At 50.6% G+C, this 24,517-nt stretch carries 23 protein-coding genes and 1 pseudogene; 5 read left to right on the plus strand and 19 right to left on the minus strand.

Translation table 11 applies throughout. From position 1 onward, the window contains the following. Positions 1–8: 8 nt before the first annotated feature. Positions 9–2,681: a hypothetical protein gene (locus MJZ25_10475; protein MCQ2124598.1), complete on the plus strand. Its 2,673-nt coding sequence runs from the start codon at positions 9–11 to the stop codon at positions 2,679–2,681. An 8-nt stretch (positions 2,682–2,689) separates the two neighbouring features. On the opposite strand, the gene MJZ25_10480 is transcribed toward MJZ25_10475, so the two are convergent. The 14 genes from MJZ25_10480 to thiL all read right to left on the minus strand — a co-directional run bounded on the left by MJZ25_10480 (position 2,690) and on the right by thiL (position 16,703). Beyond that, entirely contained in the window at positions 2,690–4,075 is a 1,386-nt protein-coding gene (locus MJZ25_10480) for an alkaline phosphatase (GenBank protein MCQ2124599.1), read from the minus strand. A gap of 23 nt (positions 4,076–4,098) precedes the next feature. Continuing rightward, complete coding sequence (locus tag MJZ25_10485) at positions 4,099–4,587, minus strand: hypothetical protein (protein MCQ2124600.1); 489 nt, start codon at positions 4,585–4,587, stop codon at positions 4,099–4,101. Positions 4,588–4,596: 9 nt separating this feature from the next. Next, positions 4,597–5,556: an adenosine kinase gene (locus tag MJZ25_10490; GenBank protein MCQ2124601.1), complete on the minus strand. Its 960-nt coding sequence runs from the start codon at positions 5,554–5,556 to the stop codon at positions 4,597–4,599. Further along, positions 5,556–6,470 carry a rhomboid family intramembrane serine protease gene (locus MJZ25_10495; protein MCQ2124602.1) on the minus strand — a complete coding sequence of 305 codons (915 nt, stop codon included), beginning with the start codon at positions 6,468–6,470 and terminating at the stop codon, positions 5,556–5,558. The genes MJZ25_10490 and MJZ25_10495 overlap by 1 nt, the downstream gene beginning before the upstream one ends. After that, positions 6,470–7,003 (minus strand): pantetheine-phosphate adenylyltransferase, encoded by a 534-nt coding sequence (coaD, locus tag MJZ25_10500; protein MCQ2124603.1) that lies wholly within the window; start codon positions 7,001–7,003, stop codon positions 6,470–6,472. The genes MJZ25_10495 and coaD overlap by 1 nt, the downstream gene beginning before the upstream one ends. A 9-nt stretch (positions 7,004–7,012) precedes the next feature. Further along, a complete protein-coding gene (rsmD, locus tag MJZ25_10505) occupies positions 7,013–7,567 on the minus strand; it encodes a 16S rRNA (guanine(966)-N(2))-methyltransferase RsmD (GenBank protein MCQ2124604.1) in 555 nt (184 codons plus the stop codon). Between the two features lie 12 nt (positions 7,568–7,579). After that, positions 7,580–8,593, minus strand: a complete 1,014-nt coding sequence (locus tag MJZ25_10510) for a hypothetical protein (GenBank protein MCQ2124605.1) — start codon at positions 8,591–8,593, stop codon at positions 7,580–7,582. After that, positions 8,590–9,504 (minus strand): hypothetical protein, encoded by a 915-nt coding sequence (locus MJZ25_10515; protein ID MCQ2124606.1) that lies wholly within the window; start codon positions 9,502–9,504, stop codon positions 8,590–8,592. The genes MJZ25_10510 and MJZ25_10515 overlap by 4 nt, the downstream gene beginning before the upstream one ends. A 38-nt stretch (positions 9,505–9,542) precedes the next feature. After that, positions 9,543–10,025, minus strand: a complete 483-nt coding sequence (locus MJZ25_10520; protein MCQ2124607.1) for a helix-hairpin-helix domain-containing protein — start codon at positions 10,023–10,025, stop codon at positions 9,543–9,545. 44 nt (positions 10,026–10,069) lie between these two features. Next, positions 10,070–10,771, minus strand: a complete 702-nt coding sequence (locus tag MJZ25_10525) for an NTP transferase domain-containing protein (protein ID MCQ2124608.1) — start codon at positions 10,769–10,771, stop codon at positions 10,070–10,072. A gap of 23 nt (positions 10,772–10,794) precedes the next feature. Continuing rightward, on the minus strand, positions 10,795–11,082 hold the full coding sequence (gatC, locus tag MJZ25_10530) for an Asp-tRNA(Asn)/Glu-tRNA(Gln) amidotransferase subunit GatC (GenBank protein MCQ2124609.1): 288 nt from the start codon (positions 11,080–11,082) through the stop codon (positions 10,795–10,797). Between the two features lie 82 nt (positions 11,083–11,164). Further along, positions 11,165–13,690, minus strand: coding sequence for a UvrD-helicase domain-containing protein (locus MJZ25_10535; protein MCQ2124610.1), 2,526 nt, complete (start codon positions 13,688–13,690; stop codon positions 11,165–11,167). Positions 13,691–13,782: 92 nt separating this feature from the next. Beyond that, a complete protein-coding gene (gene tadA, locus MJZ25_10540) occupies positions 13,783–15,717 on the minus strand; it encodes a Flp pilus assembly complex ATPase component TadA (protein ID MCQ2124611.1) in 1,935 nt (644 codons plus the stop codon). After that, a complete protein-coding gene (thiL, locus tag MJZ25_10545; GenBank protein ID MCQ2124612.1) occupies positions 15,714–16,703 on the minus strand; it encodes a thiamine-phosphate kinase in 990 nt (329 codons plus the stop codon). The genes tadA and thiL overlap by 4 nt, the downstream gene beginning before the upstream one ends. 233 nt (positions 16,704–16,936) lie before the next feature. On the opposite strand from thiL, the gene MJZ25_10550 reads away from it, so the two are divergent. Beyond that, on the plus strand, positions 16,937–17,368 hold the full coding sequence (locus MJZ25_10550) for a hypothetical protein (GenBank protein MCQ2124613.1): 432 nt from the start codon (positions 16,937–16,939) through the stop codon (positions 17,366–17,368). A 32-nt stretch (positions 17,369–17,400) separates the two neighbouring features. After that, on the plus strand, positions 17,401–18,411 hold the full coding sequence (locus MJZ25_10555) for a hypothetical protein (protein MCQ2124614.1): 1,011 nt from the start codon (positions 17,401–17,403) through the stop codon (positions 18,409–18,411). Between the two features lie 32 nt (positions 18,412–18,443). On the opposite strand, the gene MJZ25_10560 is transcribed toward MJZ25_10555, so the two are convergent. Next, complete coding sequence (locus MJZ25_10560) at positions 18,444–19,460, minus strand: radical SAM protein (protein MCQ2124615.1); 1,017 nt, start codon at positions 19,458–19,460, stop codon at positions 18,444–18,446. A 69-nt stretch (positions 19,461–19,529) separates the two neighbouring features. Beyond that, the gene (efp, locus tag MJZ25_10565) at positions 19,530–20,096 is read right to left on the minus strand and encodes an elongation factor P (protein MCQ2124616.1); all 567 of its coding nucleotides are present in this window, start codon (positions 20,094–20,096) and stop codon (positions 19,530–19,532) included. A 44-nt stretch (positions 20,097–20,140) separates the two neighbouring features. Between efp and MJZ25_10570 the strand changes: the two genes are divergently transcribed. Next, positions 20,141–21,115 carry a KamA family radical SAM protein gene (locus MJZ25_10570; protein ID MCQ2124617.1) on the plus strand — a complete coding sequence of 325 codons (975 nt, stop codon included), beginning with the start codon at positions 20,141–20,143 and terminating at the stop codon, positions 21,113–21,115. Between the two features lie 82 nt (positions 21,116–21,197). On the opposite strand, the gene MJZ25_10575 is transcribed toward MJZ25_10570, so the two are convergent. Further along, positions 21,198–21,785 carry a hypothetical protein gene (locus tag MJZ25_10575; protein ID MCQ2124618.1) on the minus strand — a complete coding sequence of 196 codons (588 nt, stop codon included), beginning with the start codon at positions 21,783–21,785 and terminating at the stop codon, positions 21,198–21,200. Positions 21,786–21,949: 164 nt separating this feature from the next. Then, positions 21,950–22,204 carry a hypothetical protein gene (locus MJZ25_10580; protein ID MCQ2124619.1) on the minus strand — a complete coding sequence of 85 codons (255 nt, stop codon included), beginning with the start codon at positions 22,202–22,204 and terminating at the stop codon, positions 21,950–21,952. Positions 22,205–22,263: 59 nt separating this feature from the next. On the opposite strand from MJZ25_10580, the pseudogene MJZ25_10585 reads away from it, so the two are divergent. Then, positions 22,264–22,675 (plus strand): annotated as a pseudogene (locus tag MJZ25_10585) (TIGR02147 family protein). Between the two features lie 314 nt (positions 22,676–22,989). Here MJZ25_10585 and MJZ25_10590 read toward each other — a convergent pair. Then, the gene (locus tag MJZ25_10590) at positions 22,990–24,414 is read right to left on the minus strand and encodes a BamA/TamA family outer membrane protein (protein MCQ2124620.1); all 1,425 of its coding nucleotides are present in this window, start codon (positions 24,412–24,414) and stop codon (positions 22,990–22,992) included. Between the last annotated feature and the right edge of the window lie 103 nt (positions 24,415–24,517).

Raw genomic sequence — 24,517 nt, forward strand, 5'->3', positions numbered from 1 at the left:
TGGTGTAAATGTCCAGAACCTACAAAGACCTTGCCATAGCCGAAGAAGAGAGCAAGCTCGAAGCAGCCCTCCAGGAATCCAGGAACTTGCTGGTGGAAGCCCCCACAGGCTCCGGTAAGTCCTTGTTCATTCCCTGGTTCTTGAGCAAGCATTGTGAAGGTCGCGTTGTTGTTTTGCAGCCTAGACGCATTGCCGCCTTGGCACTGGCACAGTACTCTGCAAAGTTGCATAACGAGCCCTGCGGCAAGACTATCGGCTACCAGTTCAGGCAGGACACTTGCAAAAGTGCATCTACCAAAATTTTGTTTCAGACTTACGGCAACTTTTTGCAGGAACTGCTCCACGGAAAAATGGATGCGGACTGGGTAGTGTTCGACGAATACCACGAACGCAAGGCCGACATGGACTTGCTGTTCAGCTACTTATTGAGGCTCCAGGCTACAGGTTCCAGGGATCAGGTATCAAGCGACAGGACCGAAGGCAAATCCAAAAATACTCCGCAGGCAAAGAATGCGCCGCGTGTGGCGGTGATGTCCGCAAAGCTGAATCGAGAAGAAATGGAATCCGCTCTTGGTGTAAAGTGCCTGGAGCTAGGCCATCCCCTTTATCCGGTTCAAATTATCAACCAGAATCCCATGGCAGGAAACACACAGGAAGCGGAAGTCATTCGCGCCTTGCGTACGCTGTACATGAACGGAATTTGGAAGACCACCTTGGTGTTCCTTCCGGGCAAGGGCGAAATCGCCAAGTGCCACAGTGCCGCAGAAGAAGCCTTGGGAAAAGTTGCGGAATACCTGGATTTGTTTGGCGGACAAGACCGCGAAACCCAAGACAGAATTTTCGAAGAAACTGATTCTCCGCGAGTCATCTTCACCACAAATATCGCAGAAACTTCCATCACCGTTCCTAACGTCAGCGGCGTGGTGGATAGCGGCGTGGAACGCGTCAGTGAATACGACGACAGCGAAAAGGTAAACGTTCTTAGAACAGCGGCGATTTCTATGCAAAACGCCATCCAGCGCTCCGGACGTTCAGGCCGCACGCAGAATGGTTGCGCCATTCGCCTGTGGAGCGAAGACGCAGAAAAGCGCATGCCCAAGGGAATCGTTCCCGAGATCACACAAATCGAGCCCTCGGAATTTCTGTTACAGAAGGCCGCTCTGGAAAAGAGGCTGCAGGCACCAGGGGCCAGGTCCGAGGCCGCAGAAAGCAACGTCGACAATAGCAAATTAGTTTTGCCCACACCGCTGCCCGCCAACCGCGAGCAGACAGCAACAAAGTTGTTGCAAGATTTCGGCATGATTGTGGACGGCAAAATTACAGAACTGGGCCTCAAGGCAATCCAGTCTCCCATCGGCGATGTTTCCCTTGCTTTGATTCTCGCTTCCGCAAAACGCGCCGAGGACTTGTCTGACTTGATGCTCGCCGCCATGGCATGGATTCACTCCGGAACAGAAACGGTGCAGAAGTCCAAGGTTCCTTTGAACCTTTTGACTTTGGCCCACGATACTCTTTCTAAGAACATGAACGTACCACGAGAAGTTTCCTTGACGCTCCGTCAGCTGATGGAATACAGAAAGGAAATTTTTGGAAACGCCGGTGCCGCAAGTTCCACCACAAGCGCCGTGCAGGTTTCATCAGCAAGTTCCGCACAGGACCTAAGCATCGTAAAGACTTTGCTTAAGGCCTTCCCCGACCGTTTGGCTACGCCCACTGGGGACGTATACAAATTGCCGAACCAGAACATCATTCGCTTGCAGGTTGCCGAGGCTCCTCACGCACTTCTAGCCATGTCTATGCTGCGCACCGGAGGCGGGAGCAAGTCTGAACTCCGCGTGAACCTTTATGTTCCCGTGGCCAAGGAACTTCTCGTTACCGCAGAAGCGAAAATCAGTTATGAACTGCTGTGGCGCAGCGGCCAGGAGCGTTTCATCGGAGTGGAAATTCAGAACGACGCAGATGGCCGCGAGCTGAGTCGCAAGGAAATCCTCCCTCAGGAAGCCTCCCCCAAGGTTCTCGCTTCCCTCAAGGAACTTACCGTAGACGCCTGGCGCGAAAAGCTGGAAAAAGAAAACTGGACCGGGCGCTACCTGACGGAAACTCTGCAGACGCTTCTCGTCAAGATGCGCCTCGCCGCACAGTTCTATCCGGAATACGGCCTGCCGGAATTCAACGAAGAAGACATGGAACTGATTTTCGACGAATTCGCAAGCGGAATCTTTTTGCTTCGCGACTTGAACGAAGACCGCTACCGCGCCATCATCGAAGACTACTTCGGCAAGGGAATGTTGCAATGGCTGAACAAGACCTTCCCCGACCACTTTGTATTGCCCAACGGCAAGCGTGCAAAATACAGCTACCAGCAAGTTGAAGCCTCCGAGCCCACCACAAACAGCAATCTCATCACCCAAAGCGCAGACGGCATACTCATTGAAATTTCCGCCCGCATCGAAGACTTTATGCAGGTGGATCGCGCCTCCGGAAAAGCATCGCCAATTACAGGCGAGCATTGGATTGCTGATAAAAAACTGCGAGTCCGTTACGACGTTCTGGCGCCCAATTTCCGCAGTATGCAAAAGACTTGGGACCTCACAGGATTCTGGAAGAACACCTATCCTGAATTACGTAAGGAACTGAGAGGAAGATACCCCAAGCACCCATGGCCCGAGGCTGTTATCTAGCGGGACATTTACGGATTAACTTTGTACACGACCAAAGTCTTGCTGTATTCGAATCCTACAACCAGCAGCGCAGAGTGCTTCACCGGGCTTTTTTCAGAAGGAATAAACAGGATTCCCTCGGGGCCACGGTGGTTAGAATCCATAATATACTGTATCAACTTCGGCGACTTAAATTTCGTCGCATCGAAAACAGCAATGGCGCCAGCACGTTCCAAGCCGACAAAAACAAGGCGTTTGCCATTGACCATACCGTAGGTTACATTTTCCGGCTCACAGCCCTTATCGTCACTACGTGTATCAATTTTCTTTTTGCCCTTCTTGGAATTCCAGTTAAAATATTCCGGAGTAAACTTCGCAGCGGCCTGTTCCAAGGCGTCCCCCGAGTCCCAAATCAGTTCACCAGACATTCCGTCAAAAATACTTATGGAACGAGATCCATATGAAACCTTGCAACCCTTGACTCCTTCGCAAGGATTTTTTCTGGCATAAGATTTCCATGCCGCAGGATTTTCCAGGCTTTCGCCTTCGTTGGCAGTAATCACAAAATTATCCTGTCCAACAGAGAAAACCTTGATGCCATCAGGTTGACGCAAGCCTCGCATGTTCTCGCTCTTGATATTGATGCGACCATCCTTCACAGCATCTAGGCCAAACCCAGGCTTAGAATGATCCACATATCCCAAATCAAAAATGGTGTCAATTCTTGCGGCTTCAATATCTACGCGGGCCAGGGCATTATTTTCTTGCAGGCTTACCCAGGCGTACTTGGAATCTTCGGAAACGGAAATATATTCAGGTTCCACCGAAGCATCGTCAAATTCAAGAACTGAAATTTTCGGGGCGAAGTTAGTCCCAGACTTTGCAAAATCAGAGCCTAGCTCCAAAATTGCCACACTGCCCTTGGGATCGACTTTACCATCTTCGCTAGGTTCGCCTTCACAGGCAACCAGCAAGCGTTTTCCATCGGGAGTGAAGGTGATCATGTCGGGATGATGCCCAATCTTGTATGTGGCGACCTTGCTCAATGCAGAACCTTCGAACTTCAAAATTTCAACAAAACCTTCTGCGTGGGCGGGTTTTGACAAAAGGCTCACAGCCACAAAGTTATCAAAAACAGTTACGCTGGTGGCTTCACCTTCCAAGTTAAACTCGGATTCCTTTTCAAGTTTACCCTGGTCATCAATTTTGACAATTTCAAGAACATCACCTTCGCCCACCACAAACAAGCGCTGGGCTTCGGGCATGTAAGCCGCAATTTCTGCAGTCTTCAAATTTACAGAAGACACCGGAACAAAAAATGGATCAACATGCACATTCTGAGACTTCGCCACACCTTGTGCAAAGGCGCCAGCAGACATTAGAACGGCAAAAGTCACCGCAAAAACAACACGCACGTTCCACCCCTTCATAGCAAAAATTACTTTCCACCAGTGCCGAAAATAAGCCAGAAAATCAGCATACCGATGCCGACGCCACCAATGAAGGATGTGGTCACCAAGGAAGAACCCGCCTTCTTGGCTTCATCCACTTCTTCCTTCTTCTTTTCGTTAACACCAATAGAAACACCCAAGGCCTGAGCACAAAGGGCATTATCCTTCTTGATGGTTTCGTAGCTCTGTTCCCAGTTGGCGGACTTTGCCTGTTCCACTTCCAGAGCCTTGCGGAGGGAATCCTTATCGGCAGAGCAACTTTCAGACTGGGCGGCCATGACGCTATCGCGAACGGCAATTTCTTCCTTCAGTTCATTTTCCACAGACGGAGCGGCAGTTTCGGCGGAAGAAACCTCTACGCCGGTTTCAGCAGCACCTTCAGCGGGTGCGGCAACTACAGCGGTTGCGGAGGCCGCTTCCTGAGCAGAAGAAAAAGTTGCAGCCAATACGCAAGTCAAAAGAATCTTCTTCAGCATTTTTACTCCTTACATCTGAGCCTTGATGCGAGCCCAGCCTTCCTCCGGAATCTGGGCACCCATCACCTGCACCACTTCGTTGGAAACAACGCTACCTAAGTTGCCGGCACGTTCCATGTCCCAACCGTTCATATAACCGTAAATGAATCCCGATGCCCAAAGGTCGCCGGCGCCAGTGGTGTCGATTGCCTTGGCAGGGCCAGCCTGCACGCGGGTCACCTTGCCATCCTTAGCGATCAAGGCGCCACGCTTACCAATCTTCACCACAGCCACCTTGGCCTTCTTGGCGAGAACATCCAGCGCAGCTTCTTCCTTAACGCCTGCGTAGGCGAAAGCTTCGTCTTCATTTGCAATGATGATATCGATCATCTTGTTTTCAAACAATTCATCAAAAGTCTTGCGGCAAGCGTCCACCACACCGAAGGAGCTGAAGTCCAAAGCGGTTTCTACGCCCAAAGAGCGAGCCAAGGTAAAGGATTTCTTGAAGCAATCAGCGTTGAATGCGCGGTAGCCTTCTGCATAAAGCAGGGAAACGTCGTCAAACAAAGCCGGAACAAAGTCTTCGGAAACCAGGAAATCGGAAGCACCAAGGAAAGTCCACATGGAACGCTGAGCATCCGGGGTAACGGCGCTAAAGACGCAACCGGTAGCCACGTCGGAAATACCCATCTTGGATTCCACACCGGAGTTCTTCAGATGATTCTGGAACAGGTCGCCCAACTCGTCCTTGGCCACCTTGCTGATGAAAGCGGCACGGCCACCCAGCTTTGCAACGCCCACCATGGTATTGCAGGTAGAGCCACCCGGCACGCGGATCGGCTTTTCAAGACTGCCCAGAAACTTTTCCATCTGGGGCCAATCCACCATGTTCATGCCGCCCTTCTGAACGCCCTGTGCTGCGATCCATTCATCGCTCACGTTTGCCAAAACATCGACCAGGGCAGCGCCCATACCGAGAACTTTCTTCATTACATTCCTCCGCGACGGCGACGAATTCTATCGCCCGCTTTCAACAAGAATTGACGTTCAGAATCAGACAAGGACTGGATACCGTCCCTGTTGACTTTCTTTAAAATTTCATCCATACGTTTTTCTTCATCAACGTAGAATACCTCGCCTTCGAGAACTTCAGGTTCCTTGGCATCGCCGGCATCACTAGAATCCTGAGACTTTTCGCTAGAACGGCCACCATCGTTCATCTTGAACTTAGGACCGCGAGCACGGTCAACGCCTTCACGGGCCTTGCTCAAGAAGCCATCCAGGCCGCCATTGAAGAAGTACATATAAAGGAATCCGCCCACAACGCCGCCCAAGTGAGCGAGATGAGCAATGCCATCGCCGGAAGGAGCCATAAACACGTCAATGGCAACCATGACCCACATGGCGTACTTAATTCTCATGGGGAAAAACATGAACATCAAGATCACGCGATTCGGGAAGAACTTGTAGTAGGCAACGAAGACACCCATCAAGGCACCGGAAGCACCGATAATCGGATTGTTGCTCAAGCCGAGAATGCACATGACCAAGCTGAACACCGCAGCGAAAACACCGCAGAATAAGTACATGGCGGTAAAGTGCTTTGTACCCATCCAGTCAGCCACTTCGCTACCGAACATCCAAAGCATCATCATGTTAAACAAGAAATGCCAGAAATCCACATGAACGAACATGTAGGTTCCGTAACGCCAAATCTGCAGAGGATCCGTCGGGAAGAAAGCACCAAAGAAAGTGATATATTCACGAAGGTTGGCGTAACCGTAACCAGGCAAATTCAAGTGGAAGCCAAGGATTCCACCCACAAAAAAAGCAAGGCCAAAAACCACGGCGTTGATAATCAGCAACACACGGAGGGGCTTCGGCAAAAATCTAAAAGGTCTCATTACTTGGGGCCTCCAAATTCAACAACCATCGGCAAAATTTCTGCAGGGACATACTTGGCAAGTTTCTTGCGACCTGCCGCAGTCTTTGCAATGCCGCACTTCAACAACTCGCGAACCACAGTGCTGCTCACTGCCAGATGTTCAGGGGCAGAAGCCAGGTACACCGATTCGCATTCAGGATACAAAGTCTTGTTATTCCAACCTACAGAAAGTTCGTAGTCCATGTCAGAACCGTTGCGAACGCCGCGTACCAAATAGCGGGCGCCAACCTTCTGCATAAATTCAACCGTCAAACCGGAAAATTCAGCAACCTTAACGTTACGAAGATTCTTGCAAGACTTGCGGATAAAATCAATACGGTTTTTCAAAGAGAACAGACAACTCTTGGAAGCGTTCACCGCCACCAAGATCCAAAGTTCATCAAACATGGCTGCGGCGCGTTTTGCAATATCCAGGTGACCCTCAGTAAAGGGATCGAAAGAGCCCGCAAACACAGCAATCTTGGAAGCGTTGATTTTCTTCTTAGAATTCATATCTGTAAACTACAAAACCTTACGATAGATAAGCAAGGAGGATTCGCCGTACTTCCTGATTTTCAACAGGTCCTCAGCTTCGGCTTCCTTGGCCCATGCCGGCAGATTCTTGGTAGGAGCCTCAAATACGGCAACACCACCAGGGTTCAGCCAATCCCAAAAATTACGCAAGTCCGGGTAAGCCATATCCTTGAAAGGAGGATCTGCATAAATCAGGTCGAAGCCTTCATCCTTGCAAAGAGCATCCTTGGACAAAGTCAAGACGCTGGTTTCTAACAAATTAAGTTTTGATTCCAGGGACAACGCCTTGTAGGCCTGCAGCACAAGCTTTGCCTGAACCTTGGCCATTTCAACAGCGGTAACAGAAGCGGCACCGCGGCTCAAAGCCTCGATGCCCATGATTCCCGTGCCGGCAAAAAGATCCAGCACACGGAAATTTTCCACACCCTGAAGAATATTGAATAGAGCTTCCCTGGTACGAGACGCAGTGGGCCTCGTCTTCGAAGTATCAGGAGAAGGTACGTTCCTCCCCCTCATGCTGCCGCCGGTAATACGAATGGACATGGAGCCCAACGATTACGGAACGACGTACATTTCGAAACGGATGGTAGAAACCAAGTCTCTCTTGGCCTGCTTCATTTCAATGCTAGACACACCTACGCGGAGCGGAGAAGCTGCGTAAGCTGCAATGAAGTTCTGCAAATCGCTGAAGTCTGCCGGAGAAGTAGAATTGAAGGCATAGCGCTTGTAAACGCCGAAGTCTTCAATCTGCGGCTTATCCAAGCCACCCAGTTGAACCTTGTTTGCACCAGCCAAAGTCTTCAAAGCCTTGATTTCTGCAGACACGTCAGCAGAGGTAACAAAGCTTGCCACAGACTTCAAGTTCACGTTGTTCACGTTGTACTGGCCGAATGCGGTAATATCTGTTGCAGGAGCGTTTTCCGGCAGAGGCGGAGTCTGGAAGTTGGTACTTACAGACTTAATGCGTTCCAGGAAGCTACGCTGGGAATTCGGATTCAAGGACACGCCACGAACGTAGAAGTAGTTGGGAGCCTGGTAGATACAGTCAGAGAAGCCAACGTCGTCCGGAGTAGCAGTGTTCATGAATGCAATGAACTGACCCAAGGATGCCTTCTGGTAAGACATTTTTTCCAGCGGCAGGTAGGAGTTGTAGTCCAAGCGCTTGTTGTTGAACAGAGCCTGCGGGTTGATTTCACCAACGACCTGCTTGATGGTCATGGTTTCACGCTGACGCTGAATAACAGCTGCGTTATTTGCTTCAGCTTCCAAAGCACCACCAGCGGAGGTCTTCTGGCTTGCGCTCATGGCCAAGGCGGTACGGCTAGGATCTTCCGCACCAATCAAGGACAGGTACGGAGCGGGCAGCACACCTTGCAGTGCAGTCGGAACACCGAATACACTAAGGAAGCAGCTAAAGCCAACAACAACGAAGAGAGCGGCCACAGCAATAGTGATAGCCTTCTTCTTGTTCTTCTTGTTCAAGTCGTCAAGACTGGTAACGTTAACCGGGGAAACGGTTTCAACAACGGTCAGTCGTTCGGCGGCTTCCATCAAATTCAAATGAATCATACACCCTCCATCACGTTAAGGGCTGCGCCGATAGCTGCAGTGCAGTTCAATACGGCGACAGAATCTTCGGCTTCCACCGGCAGACGCAGGTTGGAGAAAGAGTCCATCAAGGCAAGCTGGCAATCCGGCAGCTTGTTGCGGAGCGTTTCGACGAACATCAGGTCGGAGGCCATTTCACCGCAAAGGTGAATGTGGTTTGTAACAATGGCAGCGTTTTCGGAATGTGCAGTGGCAATCTGTTCAGCAACACCGTCTGCCAAAATCTGGTAAGCTTCTTCTCGAGTCTTGTTCACCAAGGAGAGAGTAGATACGCAACGCAAAGCCTGCAGGTTATCCTTGGTCAGCCAAATCATGGTCACGCCGGCGTAGTCAGCCTTGACGACGCATTCCAGTTCGTCCATCTTTTCGGCAAAGTCCATCAAGTTCATGATGGAGAGGACGTCAACATCCATAGCCTTCGGAGCGAGGGACTTGTTACGGAAGCCCTTACGGAGGTTGTCGATCCATTCCTGACGAACAGCGATCAACATCACGGTGTAACCGAGAGAATCGTTACCACCCATAATCTGGTAGTCCACCACGTAGGCGCCGACGTCGGCGTTGGTGATCAGGGAGACGTACCACTGCAGGTAGTCATCCAAGGTCTTGGCAGCTTCGGGAGGTACAAAAACCTGGCGAATGATGGAACGGAAAGCCGGAATACAGACGGAAACGGCTTCGACCTTTTCGATCTGGCTGTATTCCATCCAGCCCTGAAGCACTGTTTCGAACGCATAGACGTCTGCCAGGGGGCTTGTTTCGGTTTCGAGAACGGCGGTCTTGAGAACGCGACGTTCAACGGAATCCACAAGAGCCACCTTCAGGGAGGCGTCTCCGACTTCAATACCTAGGTATAACTTCGTATCACTCATAATATCAACGACTTAGAAGAATTTTTATCATCAAAAATTTAATCAAAAATCACCCCAGGAAGGATACTTTCCAACTTTTTCTTGCCAATTCCGGGCACTTTTTCAAGGTCTTTTGACGTTTTAAAGGGGCCAAAAGCCTCCCGACGGGCAATAATCTTCTCCGCAAGCTTGGGCCCCACCCCATTCAAGGCACAAAGATCCTCTGCGGAAGCATCGTTTATACGCAATGGCAGCACCACTTTTTTCTTCTTTTTTGACCGTTTTGAGGGATGTTTTTCACTTTTTGAAAGGGACGAGTCAGAGATCAGCTCCACAACGGACACTGAATCTTTTATGTCCGTCGGGCTTTTCGCTACTTTATCTGTAACAAATTTTCCGGTGGACGCCACCTGAGGCTGCACCGCATCTTCAATTTGGATACTTTCAATGGAAGGGAGCCCCCAGGGCAGAATCCGGACTACGACCCCAACAACAAAAAGGCAAAAGGCCAAGTAAAGGACCTTTCGTTCAGGTGCGTTCATAAGCGCCTCGACCTTTAGAAAAGAAGGCGCCACAGACTTTTGGACTATCGAAGATTTCTCAGGGCCCGTTCCACCGATTCTACATCGGAGGGGACGTCCACAGAAATGGAGGCAAAGGGACTTTGCACAATGCGGATGGGGCGACGGCCCATGATGCGCATCTGTTCCAAGGAACGTTCCAGTTCCACAGGACTCTGGGGAAGCGACGCGAATTCATCGCGGGCCGCTCTGGAGTAGGCATAAATGCCTTGGTGCTGGAACCAACGAGGAGCCTCTTCTTCGGGCACAGTCCTAGTAAAGTCTACGGCATAACCATCTTTCACTAAAACTTTAACAACCGTCTTGAGCTGAGCCTCTGCAGGATTCAGGGGGCAGGCCACCGTCACCCAGCAGTCGGGATGTTCTTCAAGATCCCTGGCAACATTGATCAAGACGTCCGGTTCAACCAAGGGTTCATCGCCCTGAAGGTTTACAACCAGGTCCAAATCTAAGGCTCTAGCCGCATCGGCAACGCGGTCGGAACCAGTAAAAGCAGGGCCGGTCAAGATAAACTCGAAACCAGCCCTAGAAACTATTTCAGCAATTTGTTCGGAATCTGTAGCGCAGACAATGCGGTCAAAGCACTCTGCCAACAGAGCCCTTTCCATGGTGCGTACGATCATTTCCTTGCCTGCGATTTTTACAAGAGGCTTTCCAGGATACCTGGAGGAACCCATGCGGGCAGGAATGATGCAGTGAACAGCCATGGATATAAGCTAACGCTTGGCGATTAGCCGCCAATAACCTTAGGAATAGCGAAGTGATCGTTTTCCACAGCAGGAGCGTTTGCGAAAGCCTGATCCAGGGAGAAACCCTGAACAGGAACGTCTTCACGGAGAATGGTAGCACCATTTTCCACGGCAGTCATGGGTTCGACGTTGGAGAGGTCCAAAGCCTTAAGAGCTTCGAGATGGTTCAACATCTTGTCCAAGTGGCCCTTCAAAGCCGGGATTTCTTCTTCAGAAACGCTCAGGCGGGAGAGCTTAGCCAATTTCAAAACTTCTTCACGTTCAAGCATAATGCCTCACAATTATTACGTAGGACAATGTAGCAAAAATTAGGTTCCAGGTTCCAGGTTCCAGGTCCCAGGCAGCTGTTTTTTAGCCGAGGATTTGCAGGGCGGCGTACTTCAGCACGATGGTTCTTGTAGTTCCGTCACCGAAGCGCACATCCACGCGGGCGTTTTCACCAGTGCCGGAGCAGCCGGTAATGGTCCCTACCCCATACTTGATGTGGCGGACCTTTACGCCCGGACGGTACGGATTCTCGCTGTACTCGTCGTACACCACACGGGGACCGCTGGGAGCCGCAGGCGTAGGTGCTGCCACCTTGATGGGGTTGCGGTAAACAATATGCTTATCGTTCTTTCTGATGGAAGCAGGCACTGCACCAGGGCGATTATAGGACGAGGTGCGGCCAGAGCCTCCAAATCCACTGGATCCGCCAAATCCACTGGATCCGCCGGAGGAATAGCTGGAACCCGTAGAGGAACGACGTGCAAACGCAGGAGGCAAGTTGGGACGACTGGGGCGGGAATATCCACCGCGGTCCTGATTGAAGTCGTCGCTTCCAAAGCCGCCACCGAAACCGAAATCCGTACACGGGGTAAAGTCTACAACAGAGGGATCCAGTTCCTTCAAGAATCGGGACGGTGCGAAGGGGCGGATGTTTCCCTGGAAGAATCTGCGTTCCGCATGGTACAGGTAAAGTTTCTTCTCGGCGCGGGTGCAGCCCACGTAGAACAGGCGGCGTTCTTCTTCCATCTGTTCGTTCATCTGCTGGCTTGACATGGTCATGGAGCCACGGACCAGCGGGAAGATTTCTTCATCGCAACCTGCGATGTGGACGGTATTGAATTCCAGACCCTTGGCCATGTGGATGGTCATGAGGGTAACCATTCCCTTGGAAGTGTCCACCTTCTTGTCGCCATCGGTAAGGAGGGAAATATCCTGGAGGAAGGCGTCCAAAGTTGCACCCGGATGTTCTTCGTCGAATTCACGGATGGCGTTCACCATTTCGTCCAAGTTACCAATGCGTTCGTCGGCAGTAATTTCATCTTCCTTGCGGAGGAATTCCTTGTAGCCCACGTCGTTGATAATCTTTTCTGCAAGAATGGGCAGCGGTGTTTCGCCAGCGGCAATCAAAGATTTCCAGCCTTGCACCAAGTTCGTAAAACCCTTCAACTTGGGAGCGGCACGGCCAACAGAATTAGCCTCGGCCAGAAGAATCTGCCAGAAGGTTCCTTCCCCATTGCGTTCCTTTTCAAGAATGCCTTCCACCGTAGTCTTGCCGATGGCGCGGGGCGGAGTATTGATAACACGGAGGTGAGCAGCATCGTCGCGTTCATTTGCAAGAACGCGGAGGTAAGCCAACACATCCTTGATTTCCTTACGGTCCCAGAATCTTGTGCCGCCAAAAATCACCGACGGAATGCGGCGATCGTTCAAAGCCTTTTCCAAGGCTCGGGACTGGGCATTGGTTCTGTAGAACACCGCAGTCTTGGAGAAATATTCCGGACCAGCCTTGGCAATGTTGTCTGCAATGGTGCTTGCCTCGGAACGGTCATCCATGAAGTGACGCACGTGAATCAGTTCACCAGCCTCTTCCTTGGAGAACACCACCTTCTGCATTTCTTCAGGGCGGATATTATGTGCAATCACGGAACCTGCGCCCTTCACGATGTTTGCTGTAGAACGGTAGTTGCGTTCCAACTTCACAATGGTCACCGGAGCAAAGTCTCGATGGAAGTTGCGGATGATCTTGATGTTTGCACCGCGCCAGCCATAAATACTCTGGTCGTCGTCACCCACCACCGTCACGTTCTTCTGTTCGTTGATGAGCAACTTCAAAAGTTCGTACTGGACATCGTTGGTATCCTGGTATTCGTCCACCACCACATACTTGAAGCGGGTCGCCAGCTGGTTGGCCAGTTCGGGAACCTTCTGCAACAAGGCTACCGTGTTAAACAGCAAGTCATCGAAGTCCATGGCGTTGGATTCCAGCAACTTCTTCTGGTACTGGCCGTAAAGATGGGCGTAACGTTCCTGGTCGCCGTATTCAGCCAGCTGCGCCGCCACTTCGGGAGTCTGCAACTGGGCGATTCCACCCTTGTACAAAATAGAGTTCTTGTAGCGGGAAATGGCGGCGTGAAGTTTCTTTACTTCGGACACGTCAAAGTCATCACCCAGTTCGTTCTTCAGGATTTCCTTGAGAATACGCTTCTGGTCGTCGTCATCGTAAATGGAGAAGTTACCGTCGTACCAGCGGCCATTCGGGCCCGCCATTTTCTGGACAACCTTTTCCATAGAAAGGCAACGTTTCAACAAACGGAGACAGATGGAGTGGAAGGTTCCCATCCAGGAGAAATTTTCGCGACTATCCAGCAGCTTCTGGATACGGTCCTTCATTTCACGGGCGGCCTTGTTGGTAAAGGTCACCGCAAGGATTCGTTCCGGATCCACACCGTGGAAGGAAACAAGGTGGGCAATCTTGTAAGTGATGCAACGGGTCTTTCCCGAACCTGCACCAGCAAGGATCAGCATCGGGCCATCAATCTTTTTTGCAGCAGCGGACTGCTCTGCATTCAGCTCTCGATCAAGTACACCAGCATCAACAATATTCGCCATAAGACTCCAAAACTTCTATACAAATGTGCAATATAACAAAAACTCCCAACCTTGTGGTCGGGAGTTTAAATTTTATGGAACCTTAGATGGATTTACACATCATCGGCGGCAGAAGCACCTACAGCCTGTTCGAGAGTGGTAATGCCCTGCAGAGCCTTGGAAATACCGTCCATACGCAGAGTGATCATATCGCATTCCTGCATAGCGGCACGCTTGATCACGTCACCGGAAGAACGCTTGATAATCAGGTTACGTACGGTTTCGTTAGGCACCAGGAATTCGTAAATACCGGCACGGCCCTTGTAACCAGAACCATCGCATTTGTCACAGCCCTTGCCGTGATAGAACTGCATGTCCGGAGTGAGGTGGAGTTCGTCGCGCATTTCCTGGGAAATTTCGCAAGGTTCCTTACAGTACTTACAAATGCGGCGCACAAGTCGCTGAGCCAGCACGCCCTTAATTGCAGTAGACACAAGGAAGGGTTCCAGGCCCATTTCCAAAAGACGAGGGAATGCACCTGCGGCATCGTTGGTATGGAGCGTACTAAAGACCAAGTGACCCGTCAATGCAGCTTCGATAGCCATTGAAGAAGTTTCCTGGTCACGCATTTCACCGATCATGATCACGTCAGGGTCCTGACGGAGCAAGGCACGAATGCCCGCGGCAAACGTAAACCCGGCCGCATTGTTGATCTGTCCCTGGTTGACGCCGTCGATATTCAATTCCACAGGGTCTTCCATGGTAGAAATGTTAATAGTACTATCAAGAATTTCACCAATAGATGCGTAAAGCGTAGTAGACTTACCGGAACCCGTAGGACCGGTAACCAGCACAATGCCGTTAGGAGCGTTAATGGCGTCGATGAACTGCTTGAGAACGCGGGGGTCGAAGCCCATGTCCTTCAAGGGGAACTGGCCAGAGTTCGGGTTCAAGATACGCATAACGATCTTTTCGCAAACACCGCGCTTACGAAGAGAAATGGGGAAAGAAGACACACGAAGGTCAACTTCGGAGCCTTTGTATCGCACCGTAAAACGACCATCCAGGGGCTTACGTTTTTCAGCAATGTCCATCTTGGAAAGAAGTTTAATACGGGACAAGATCTGCGGCATCAAGCGAGCCGGAATGGGAGCCATGACCTGAAGGTCACCATCGATACGGTAGCGGAGCTTCAGGAAGGTTTCCTGAGGTTCCAAGTGAATATCGGAAGCCTTACGGGCAATAGCTTCGTGGATCAAGGTAGTCACGATCTTAACAACTTGGCGACCTTCTTCGTCAGAAAGTTCTTCTTCCTGGTTGCCCTGACCGCGTTCCACGGTTTCAAGTTCTTCATCCTTGGAATCAGCAATAAGGTCGGCCAAGGTTTCTTCGGAACCGCCACCATGGCCGGCAAACACGCGTTCAATAGCCTTCTGGACATCGGCTTCGGAAGCCATGACAATGTCCACTTCCATCTTCACCTTGAACTTGATGATGCTGATGGTACGCATGTTGGTGGGGTCGGTCATTGCAATGGTCAAGGTGGGGCGAGCGGCGGATCGTTCGTCTTCCGGCTTCTGCATAAACAGAGGCACAACCTTGTACTGCTTACAAAGGTCTTCCGGCAAATAGGTGTAGGCATCGCCGTCGATGGCGAAAGTTTCCAGCTTAACGTACGGAACTTCGAACTGCCTAGAAAGAATTTCAATAAGACGTTCTTCCGGCATGTAGCCCAAGTCCACCAAGGTACGTCCAAGACGCTTACCCGTAGTCTTCTGGGTTTCCAAAGCCTTGTTCAACTGTTCTTCATTGATGTAACCTTGAGCCAAGAGCATTTCACCGATACGCATCTTGGTTGCGGACTGCATCTGGACACCCAGAATGCTAGTCAAGGTATCTTCGCTTACCATGCCCAAGCGAACAAGGATCTTACTCAACATAAGCCCGGTACGCTTATGTTCCGCCATGGCGTGTTCCAACTGGTCTTCATCCAAGACACCTTGGCGAAGGAGCAGCTGGCCCAAATTCATCTTCGTACTGTTAATCATAAATGCGACCATGCTCGCGGTTCAACGAGCTTCTTTTCTCCATCTTGGCAAAGCATATAGACTTGAGAGCCATTGGAAGAACCAACTGCACGCCCAATCCTACAAACCTTGCCCAAACATTTATTTTCACCGTTAAATATAATTTCTGGTACAGAATTGGCAAACAGCAGTTGATATTCCTCACCCCCATTCATTGCAAATTTCAAGGGGTCAATTCCGTAATATTCGCTCATTCGCACCACTTCGGGATCGATGGGCAATAATTTTTCGTCAATTTCGATGGAAACGTTTGATGCCAAAGCCAAATGGTTCAACTCCGAGGACAATCCGTCGCTCAGGTCCATGCAGGCGCCATAGGCTCCTAGACGAACCAGTTCCGCGCCGGCGCACTCCGCAATTCTCGGGTTCAGGTGGTACTCCACCAAGGAAGGAAACTTGTCCGCATCCTCGGGATGGTTCATCAAGATCCAAAGCCCCGCATCCGACTTGCCCAGAGTCCCGTTTACATACAAATTATCATCAAGCTGTACTGCAGAACGGACCAGGGGTTTCTCCCCCGCCAATGTTCCCAAAAGGGTCGTTGAAAAAACGCCTTCCTCGCCGGAAACCGTATCACCGCCGATTAAGGCAATGCCTCGTTTTGCAAAGCCCTGGGAAAGTGCAGCGCGAACCCTGTCGCAGGTTTCCGCGGACCAGTTCTTGTTTAAGCAAAGTCCTAAAAAGGCAATCTTGGGAACGGCACCCATGGAGGAAATATCGGACACGTTGGAGACGATATGTTTCTCCACCGCCTGTTCCGGAGTGGACCAGTCCAAACGGAAATGAGTGTTCTCCACGGAAAGATCCTTGGTTGCCACCCAGCCATCGAAAATGGCGGCGTCATCCCCCACCCCGAGCCAGCAGCGCTTTGCGGGAGCATCCTCCTTCAGAGGAGCTGCATTTTTGAGCAACTTATCGATAAACTGAAATTCGCCAAGATTAATCATCAGGCACGAGGCTCCAGGCATGAGGTTCGAGACAAAATATAATTACGAATTACGAGGTATAAGGTACGAGGTTCGAGGCTCGAGGCTCGAGACTTATAATCGCGCCGTAGGCGACTGGTTTGCTCTCATAATTCGTAAATAGTACCTCGTAATTGCGCCACACAGCCACAATAGGGTCGAAAAACCTCGCAAACTTTTTTTCACATAAGGATAAAAAATCTAAATTAAAGCGCATGGGACACATTTTCTTCATAGCGCCGTCTTCTCCAGGTAGCCTGGACAAGCTTAGCCAATGGACCTTCCGTTGGCTTTTGGAGCATGGAGATCTGGCAGAAGACGCCACCATGTACACCTGCAATTCCATCGAAGACGCAACAAGCCTTCTGGATTCTGCACTGATCATTGGACAGTCCCCGGCACTGATCATCCTTGACCACGCCGACCGCCCCACTGACCAAAACCTGAAGTTCAGCAAGATGCTCCACGACAGCATCCCTGAATCCTGGCTTGTGGAAATCGTTCCCGACTCCATGCCGGTTCCCCCCAACGACGAAGAGAACCTGTACTGGGTCCGCCGCCCCGTAAGCGAAGAGGAATGGTTCAACACTTTGGAAATGGTGCTTTTGAAGAATGGTTCTCCCCAATGGGCACAGAACGATTTCTAGTAAACGATTTTTAGTCCACCCGCGGATTTATCATGGAAGTTGTAAAGATTAAAGGCGTAAGCTACTTTGGCGTACGTTCCCCCAAGCACGTTCTTGCAGACATGAAGGACATCAAGGCAGCAGGTTTCAACGCCGTGCTCCACACCTGGAGCGAGGAAGACCAGCAGTACTACTTCGGCACCATGAAGGAAATCGTGGACGCTTCCGCCGACCTGGGTCTGAACGTGTACGTAAACCCCTGGGGCGTAGGCCGCGTGTTCGGTGGCGAAGCCTATTCAGAACTCACCGCCCGGGACCACGACATGTGCCAGGTGGCTCTGGACGGCAAGCCCAAGGTTGCAGCCTGCCCCAACCACCCCAAGTTCCGCGAATACATGCACAAGTGGATTGAGTCCGTGTGCAATACCAAGGTAAACACCATCTTCTGGGACGAGCCCCACTTCTATTTCGAGAAGGGCGGTCTCAGCAACTGGAGTTGCCTCTGCCCCGTCTGCTGCGACAAGTTCAAGGACCGTTTCGGCTATGACATGCCGGCGGCCACCTTTGACCAAATGCAGTCGGAGCAGGCTCGCGACGTTCTACGGTTCCGCGAAGACAGCCTCATCGACTTCTTGAAGGAAATGACGGAAGATGTTCACGCCCACGGCAAGCGCAACTGCGTGTGCATGCTGCCGCCCTGGTTCCCCGCAGGCCTGGACGACTGGAGCAAGGTGGCCCGCTTGGAATCCGTAGACGAAGTAGCCAGCGATCCCTACTGGGAAAAAGGCGCCACCGAAGAATGGGTCCGCGAGAAGTATGCGGAAACCGCCAAGAAGCTGACCGATGTGGCCAAGCAGTACGGCAAGGCTGTGCAGATGTGGATCAAGGCTTACCAGATTGAGGCTGGCCGCGAAAAGGATCTGGCAATTGCAGTGGAAGAAAGTCGTGCCGCAGGTATAGACAACATTTTCGCCTGGAGCTACCGCGGTACCGAAACCTTGAGCTGGATCAAGTCCGACGATCCCGACGCCGTGGCCAAGGCCTTCCGCGACGCATTGAAGTAGCCACAAAAAAGAGCCGCATTCGCGGCCCTGATTTACTCTACCTTAAATCGGCAAGATTCGCATTTAGCAGTCTTGCCGTTTTTGATGTCCTGGCAGACTCTTGCGGTTTCCGTCTCCATGGAATGGACTCCGTCAAAAATATTCAGAGTCTCGAAACCATCGGCAGGGCAACCCTTCAGATGACCATCGGGCCACAAGTAGTAAGTGTTGGTCGCAAAGCGGCAGGGCAAGCCGCGGCGGTTTGCAACAAGTTTCAGGAACACATCCTTGAAATAGCAGAACTTGTTTCGCCAAAGCTTGCGGTTACGCCAGACGGATTTCAGCTTTTCCTTGCTGACCGTGTGGGGGTAGTCCAGCAGAACGCCACTACCCTTCAAAATTTCCTGGACCTCGTTCAGAACGCTATGGACCTTGGCGGCAACCGCCGGGTCGTTCATATCCAGCTGTTCCTTGTGAAGGTAGTCGTGGTCCATGGAGTTCAGCCACTGGATGTTGAAAGCAGAAACCTGCAGGCGCTTGAGCCAGCGGGCAATATCCGGAAGGCCGTCCAAGGTATCCTTCATGGCAATGGCGGTCACGATCAGATGGGGGCGCTTCTTCTGCTTCAGGCGGGCTTCGGCAAAAGCCTCAATATTTCCTACCACCTTCTGAAACTGTTCCGTAGAAACGCCGCACCATTTCGTATAAATTTCCGGATCCAGGGAATCCATGGAAATGAACAGGCGGTCGATGGGAGAATTCAAAATCTGGTTGCGGTGAGCCTCGTTCAGGGCCAGGGCGTTGGTCACCATGGACACGTCGGGAGTCTTCACCGTGCGGCGGAGGATTTCCATGACCTCGACGAACTTGGCGTTCATCAAAGGTTCGCCGGCGCAGCTCAAGAACATGGACCAGCAGTTCTTTTCGGCATACTGGAACACAGGTTCAAACTGTTCCAGAGGGAAAGAAACCTTGGTCTTGGGATCCAGGCTGGCATTGTCGCAGTAATGGCAACGGAAATTGCAGCGGGTATCCAAATCCAAACGCAAGTCGATCTTTTTCTTAAGCATGAACTGAAAATAGAAAAAAGCCCCAGCTTTGAGCTGAGGCTTTTTCTTAATTCTCTTTCGAGGAGCTAATTACTTAGCGCGTTCCAAGTAAGAACCGTCGCGGGTATCCACGCGGATCTTGGTGTTGTTTTCGATGAACAACGGAATCATAACCTTAGCGCCAGTTTCAACGGTGCATTCACGGAGAACGTTACCGCTGGTGTTGCCCTGGACTGCCGGAGGAGCGTCGATGATCATGAGGTCAACGAAGGTCGGCGGAATGACTTCGATAGCCTTTCCATCCCACCAGGTCACTTCAACGGTAGCACCGTCGAGGAGCCACATTTCTGCGCCATTGAGAGCTTCCTTAGGAATTTCAACCATTTCCATGGTTTCAGCGTCCATGAAGTACCAGTTGGAACCGTCATTGTAGCTGTAGGTCATTTCGCCATAAGTAACGTCTGCTTCTTCAACAGTGTCACCGCTCTTCCAGGTGCGTTCGAGAGTACGGCCGGTAACCAGGTTCTTGATACGAACGCGGTTGAAAGCCTGGCCCTTACCCGGCTTCACAAACTGGTTTTCAATGATTTCATACGGCTGACCATCAACCATGATCTTGAGCTTCTTACGGAATTCGTTGGTGCTTACAGTACCCATATTATCCTCTTTTTGATATTTATGTTGCTAAATTTAGTAATATAATGGAACAAACATCCCTCGTATTCACGCAAATTTCCGACTTTTTAGAGTATTTGGGCCCCGATTTTGCAACCTTGATTGCAAATACACCCCAATTGTCCAACACGGACCTGGCCCCCACGTTCCCCTTCTGCTGCTCTAGGCACTATGCCGACCTGATCAAGCAGGCAAAGAACCCGGCGGCCCTCTTGCGTGAAGTTCTCCCCACAAAGGAAGAATACCTGGACGTTCCCGGTTTTACCGACGATCCGGTAGGCGACCTTCCGGCGGGCAAGAACGAATGCGTCATCCAGAAATACGAGAAGCGCGCCCTCATCATGACAACCGCCACCTGCGGTGTGCGCTGCAGGTTCTGCTTCCGCAGGAACTACCCCTTCCAGAATACGCCCGGCATCGACGTCATGGTGGGCAGCTGGCTGGACACCCATTCCGACGTGTGGGAAGTGATCTTGTCCGGCGGCGACCCGCTGACCCTTTCGCCTACAGCATTCCAGAACCTGATCGAAACCATCAGTGACCATTCCTCGGTGACGACCTTGCGCATTCACAGCCGCTTGCCGGTGATGCGCCCCGACCTGGTGGAAAAGCATTTTGAATTCCTCAGGGACATGCCCGCCCGCTTCGACTGCGTGCTGGTAAGCCACGTAGACCATCCCGACGAACTGGACGAAGAAAGCATGAACATTTTCGGCCAGCTGAAATACAGTGGCTGGACTCTGCTGAACCAGAGCGTTCTATTGAAAGACGTGAATGACGACGCAGGCACCATGGTCCAGTTATGTAGAAAACTGTTCGAACAAGGCGTCCTACCCTACTACCTGCACCAGCTGGACCACGCCAAGGGTGTAGCCCACTACGAAGTCAGCGACGAAAAAGCAAAGTCCCTTATCGAAGAAATCCGCACCAAGCTTCCCGGCTATCAAGTGCCCAAACTGGTTCGCGAAATCGCTGGCGAAAAAAGCAAGACGCCGGTGTAAAACCGACGTCTGATTTTCTAACTCGAACTAAAAAATCATTAGTTTATCTATTATTGTTTCAAAAATTCAAAATCCAAAAAATCTAGAATCTAAAGCTCACGCCGCCCGAATAAAGACCTCGGTAACCAACACCCGCTTCTACGTAAAAACCCACCGTGCCTACATATTCAATGCCAATGGGACTGAACTGGAAATTCGGCAGTCCAAAGCCAACCTCATAATCGTCCACCTTTGAAATTTCCAGGACTCCGCCTAAACCTAGACGAGAGTATATCTGCACATGGTCAAGAAAACTAACCCAGTCCACCTTCGATTCCACAGCCAGGTGAACAATATGGTTATCCTTGATGTCGGCGTATTTCAAATAGCCTTTCTCGTTATGGTAAGGGTGCACCTTGGAGGCGTAATATTCGTAGCCGGTGGCAAAGCCAAGTTCCAACATTTTTGCGAGCTGGTAACGGGCGCCGAGGTTCACCACAATGCAATTGGTGCCACCATCAATTTCATCCTCCACTCCTTCGCTGTCGAAGTCTCTCATTACCAGACCAAAGTCCGCAAGCGTGGACCAAAAGGCAAAACCACCACCCACATCCACAATCCACTTATGTTTATTTTCTTCTGCAGCGGCAAGTGTGCAGCAAAGGCAAATTAAGAGAATAATCTTTTTCATACTAAGAATATACAAAAACATTTTCCACGAGAAGGAACTTTTTTGCGTTTTTTTTTGAACTATTCCTTGATAAAACGGGAAAAAAATTCTTTCTATATGATTCATAGCGTATTATATGGATTTTACGCGTCAAACCAGTTTTCAATTTTCAAAGGAAAACCTTCCTATTCCACACAATAGTTTTTCAGTTCCAGCGCGCGTTCATACAGGTAATGCTTTGCAGAAACAGAAGGCACAAAGTTTTTATCGCAGGTCCAATATCTGATTTCATCACTCTGCAGATGTTCCGTCAATACGCCCTCATTTTCTGCACATTGACTACTAAATTTCGGGACATATTCTTCATCAATTGATTCGTGGTGATGGGAGAAAATTACAAGGCGTTCCACAGAATTTACGGACAGTCCTTTCATGAACAAATATTGTTGGAAAGTAACTATATCAAAACCATCCATAACATCATAAACAAGACCTATTTGTGGTTTTTGAGGAACGCAAGAAACATTCCACTTTCTCCTGGCGTGAATTCAACAGATTAGCAGGATTTTCATCGCCAAACTACTTGAAACTTGTTTGCGACGGGAAAAGCAAACTGAGCAAGAAAAGGTCCAGTGCGGTAGCGGCCGCAATGAATTTGTCCGCCAGCGAACAGGAATTCTTTGAGATGATGGTCGCCATCGACAACACCACTAATGAAGCTTATCGGTTCAAAGGACGAACGCCACTTTCTAGGAATCACCTGCGGCTGCGACGAGGAAACCTACAAGAAAGTAACCGCCGAACTAGAGGATTGCCGCGACCGAATCACAGCCATCACTTCCGCCGCCAAGAACATCAATCAAGTGTTTCGAATCAACCTGCAAATGTTTCCCCTAACAAAGAAAGTGTAAAAATTATACGCAAGGAAAACCTTATGAAAAAATTCCTATTGCCAAGGATGAACCCGAAAAAGGAAAACTGGTGACAGAGAAATTCTAGGCCATGTCGGTTGTAACGGGCAACATCCAAACATACAATGGGCATGGCACAGTCTCTGCTCAGAAATTAAACCTCAGTTTTAAATATTGGATCCACGTTACCGGTGACGAAACCTCTTGTACTGTTAAAATGACTAAGCTTAGAGAATAAAGTCTGTAAAGAGAGAGATTTTTAAAATTCGTGAAGAAACATACAAAAAGATTTGTATGTTTCGTGAATTTGTTCACTAGAACAACGTCTTCACGCCAAACCCGATAACGCCATCTAGGAAGTTGCAACCGTTCCGCATGGCATAATAGAGGTTGATGCTCCAGTTCTTGCGGTACTGGGTAAAGGCTATGCCATAGTCCTGTTCACGGGCCCAGCCATGTTCTGCTCCGGAACGGCGATATAAGCCAGGCTGGTAGAAAAGTTCTATGCTCAGGTCGTAACTGTCCTGCCACAGCAAGGCCAGTTCCCCAAAGCCAAAGGCGCGGGTACGTACCGCTTGGTAACCCATTCCCTTGAAACTATCCATTCCGCCCAAGGCAAACAAATCGGTGCGTTTCAGGTTTCCGTCGGAGGGGAAAATTCCGCCCGCCACACCGGAAATGCGGCCGATGAAATTTTTATAGATGGGTTGGTAGCGCATAACGCTGGCGTTGGCCAAAAGGAAATTATCCAAGGAATCGGGGCGATCCATTTTATAAGACAATTTACCGTCTATCCGCCAGCCATCGCGAGGCAAAGCGAAACGATCCAGGGAAACGTAAGACACTTCAAGAGAGGAATACTTATTGTCTTCGCTGACGCCGACAAAAACGCCGATGTTAAAATCAAAACCTATATCACGGGTAACACCGATTTCACCGTACAAAGTACGTTCTATGGATTCAGCGGAAGTAGAATCCTCGTTGGAATTTTCGGAATCCGCGTCAGACGCCGTAACCGTTTCTTCGTTGAACATGCCGCGGGCTACCACGTTCCAGGAGGTTCCAAAAATCCAGGGTTCCTTGTAGGAGCCTTCCAAATGGCGGGAATCGTCTCCGATAAATCCTTCCAACTGCAGGTCACGAGCCGTCCCAAGGATGTTATAGAGGTTCACGTTGATTTGGCCTTCCCAAGCGTTTCCTTCGCTGGAGTAGGTCAGCAAAGCTTCCGCTTCGGAAACGGCGGCCGCCCTCATGTGGAATACAGGCACAATACGATTTCGCGTCGGGTCACGGAACATCTGGGCGGGCGCGGTTCTCTCATAATATCCTAAGCGAGAAAGCTTGCGGTCCGCACGTTCCAAATCCGTCGGGGAAACATAGGCGCCCGCTTCCAAGCCCGCCAGCTTTGCAAACGCCTCGGGCTTTGTCTTCCCCGCTTCCAGATTCTCGGCAGGCGCCCAAACCCAAGCGGCCCCGCGGTTCAATTGAACAGTCAACTCGCCAGCAGAATCTACAGAGCCTTCCACCACAGCACCAAGGAAACCGCGGTTTTCGTAATAACGTTCCAGCTTCTGGGCTGCACTGCGCCAGCCATCGCAGGGCGCACCTACCGCAGACTGCATTTCCGTTTCGTCAAAGTCAGAATGTTCCCCAGACCAGACAATCTTCTGGATACGGCACTGACCGCCAAAAGCCAGTACGCTAGACATCAAGAAAATTGCAAGACTCAAGAACTTCATTTTAATACCACTTCGATTGCCACGCCCTTACGGGCTCGCAATGACACTCCTTGTTTTCAATTCTGCTTTGATTGCCACGTCGCTACGCTCCTCGCAATGACAT

Origin of the sequence: Fibrobacter sp., assembly GCA_024399065.1 — a bacterium.
Lineage (GTDB): Bacteria > Fibrobacterota > Fibrobacteria > Fibrobacterales > Fibrobacteraceae > Fibrobacter.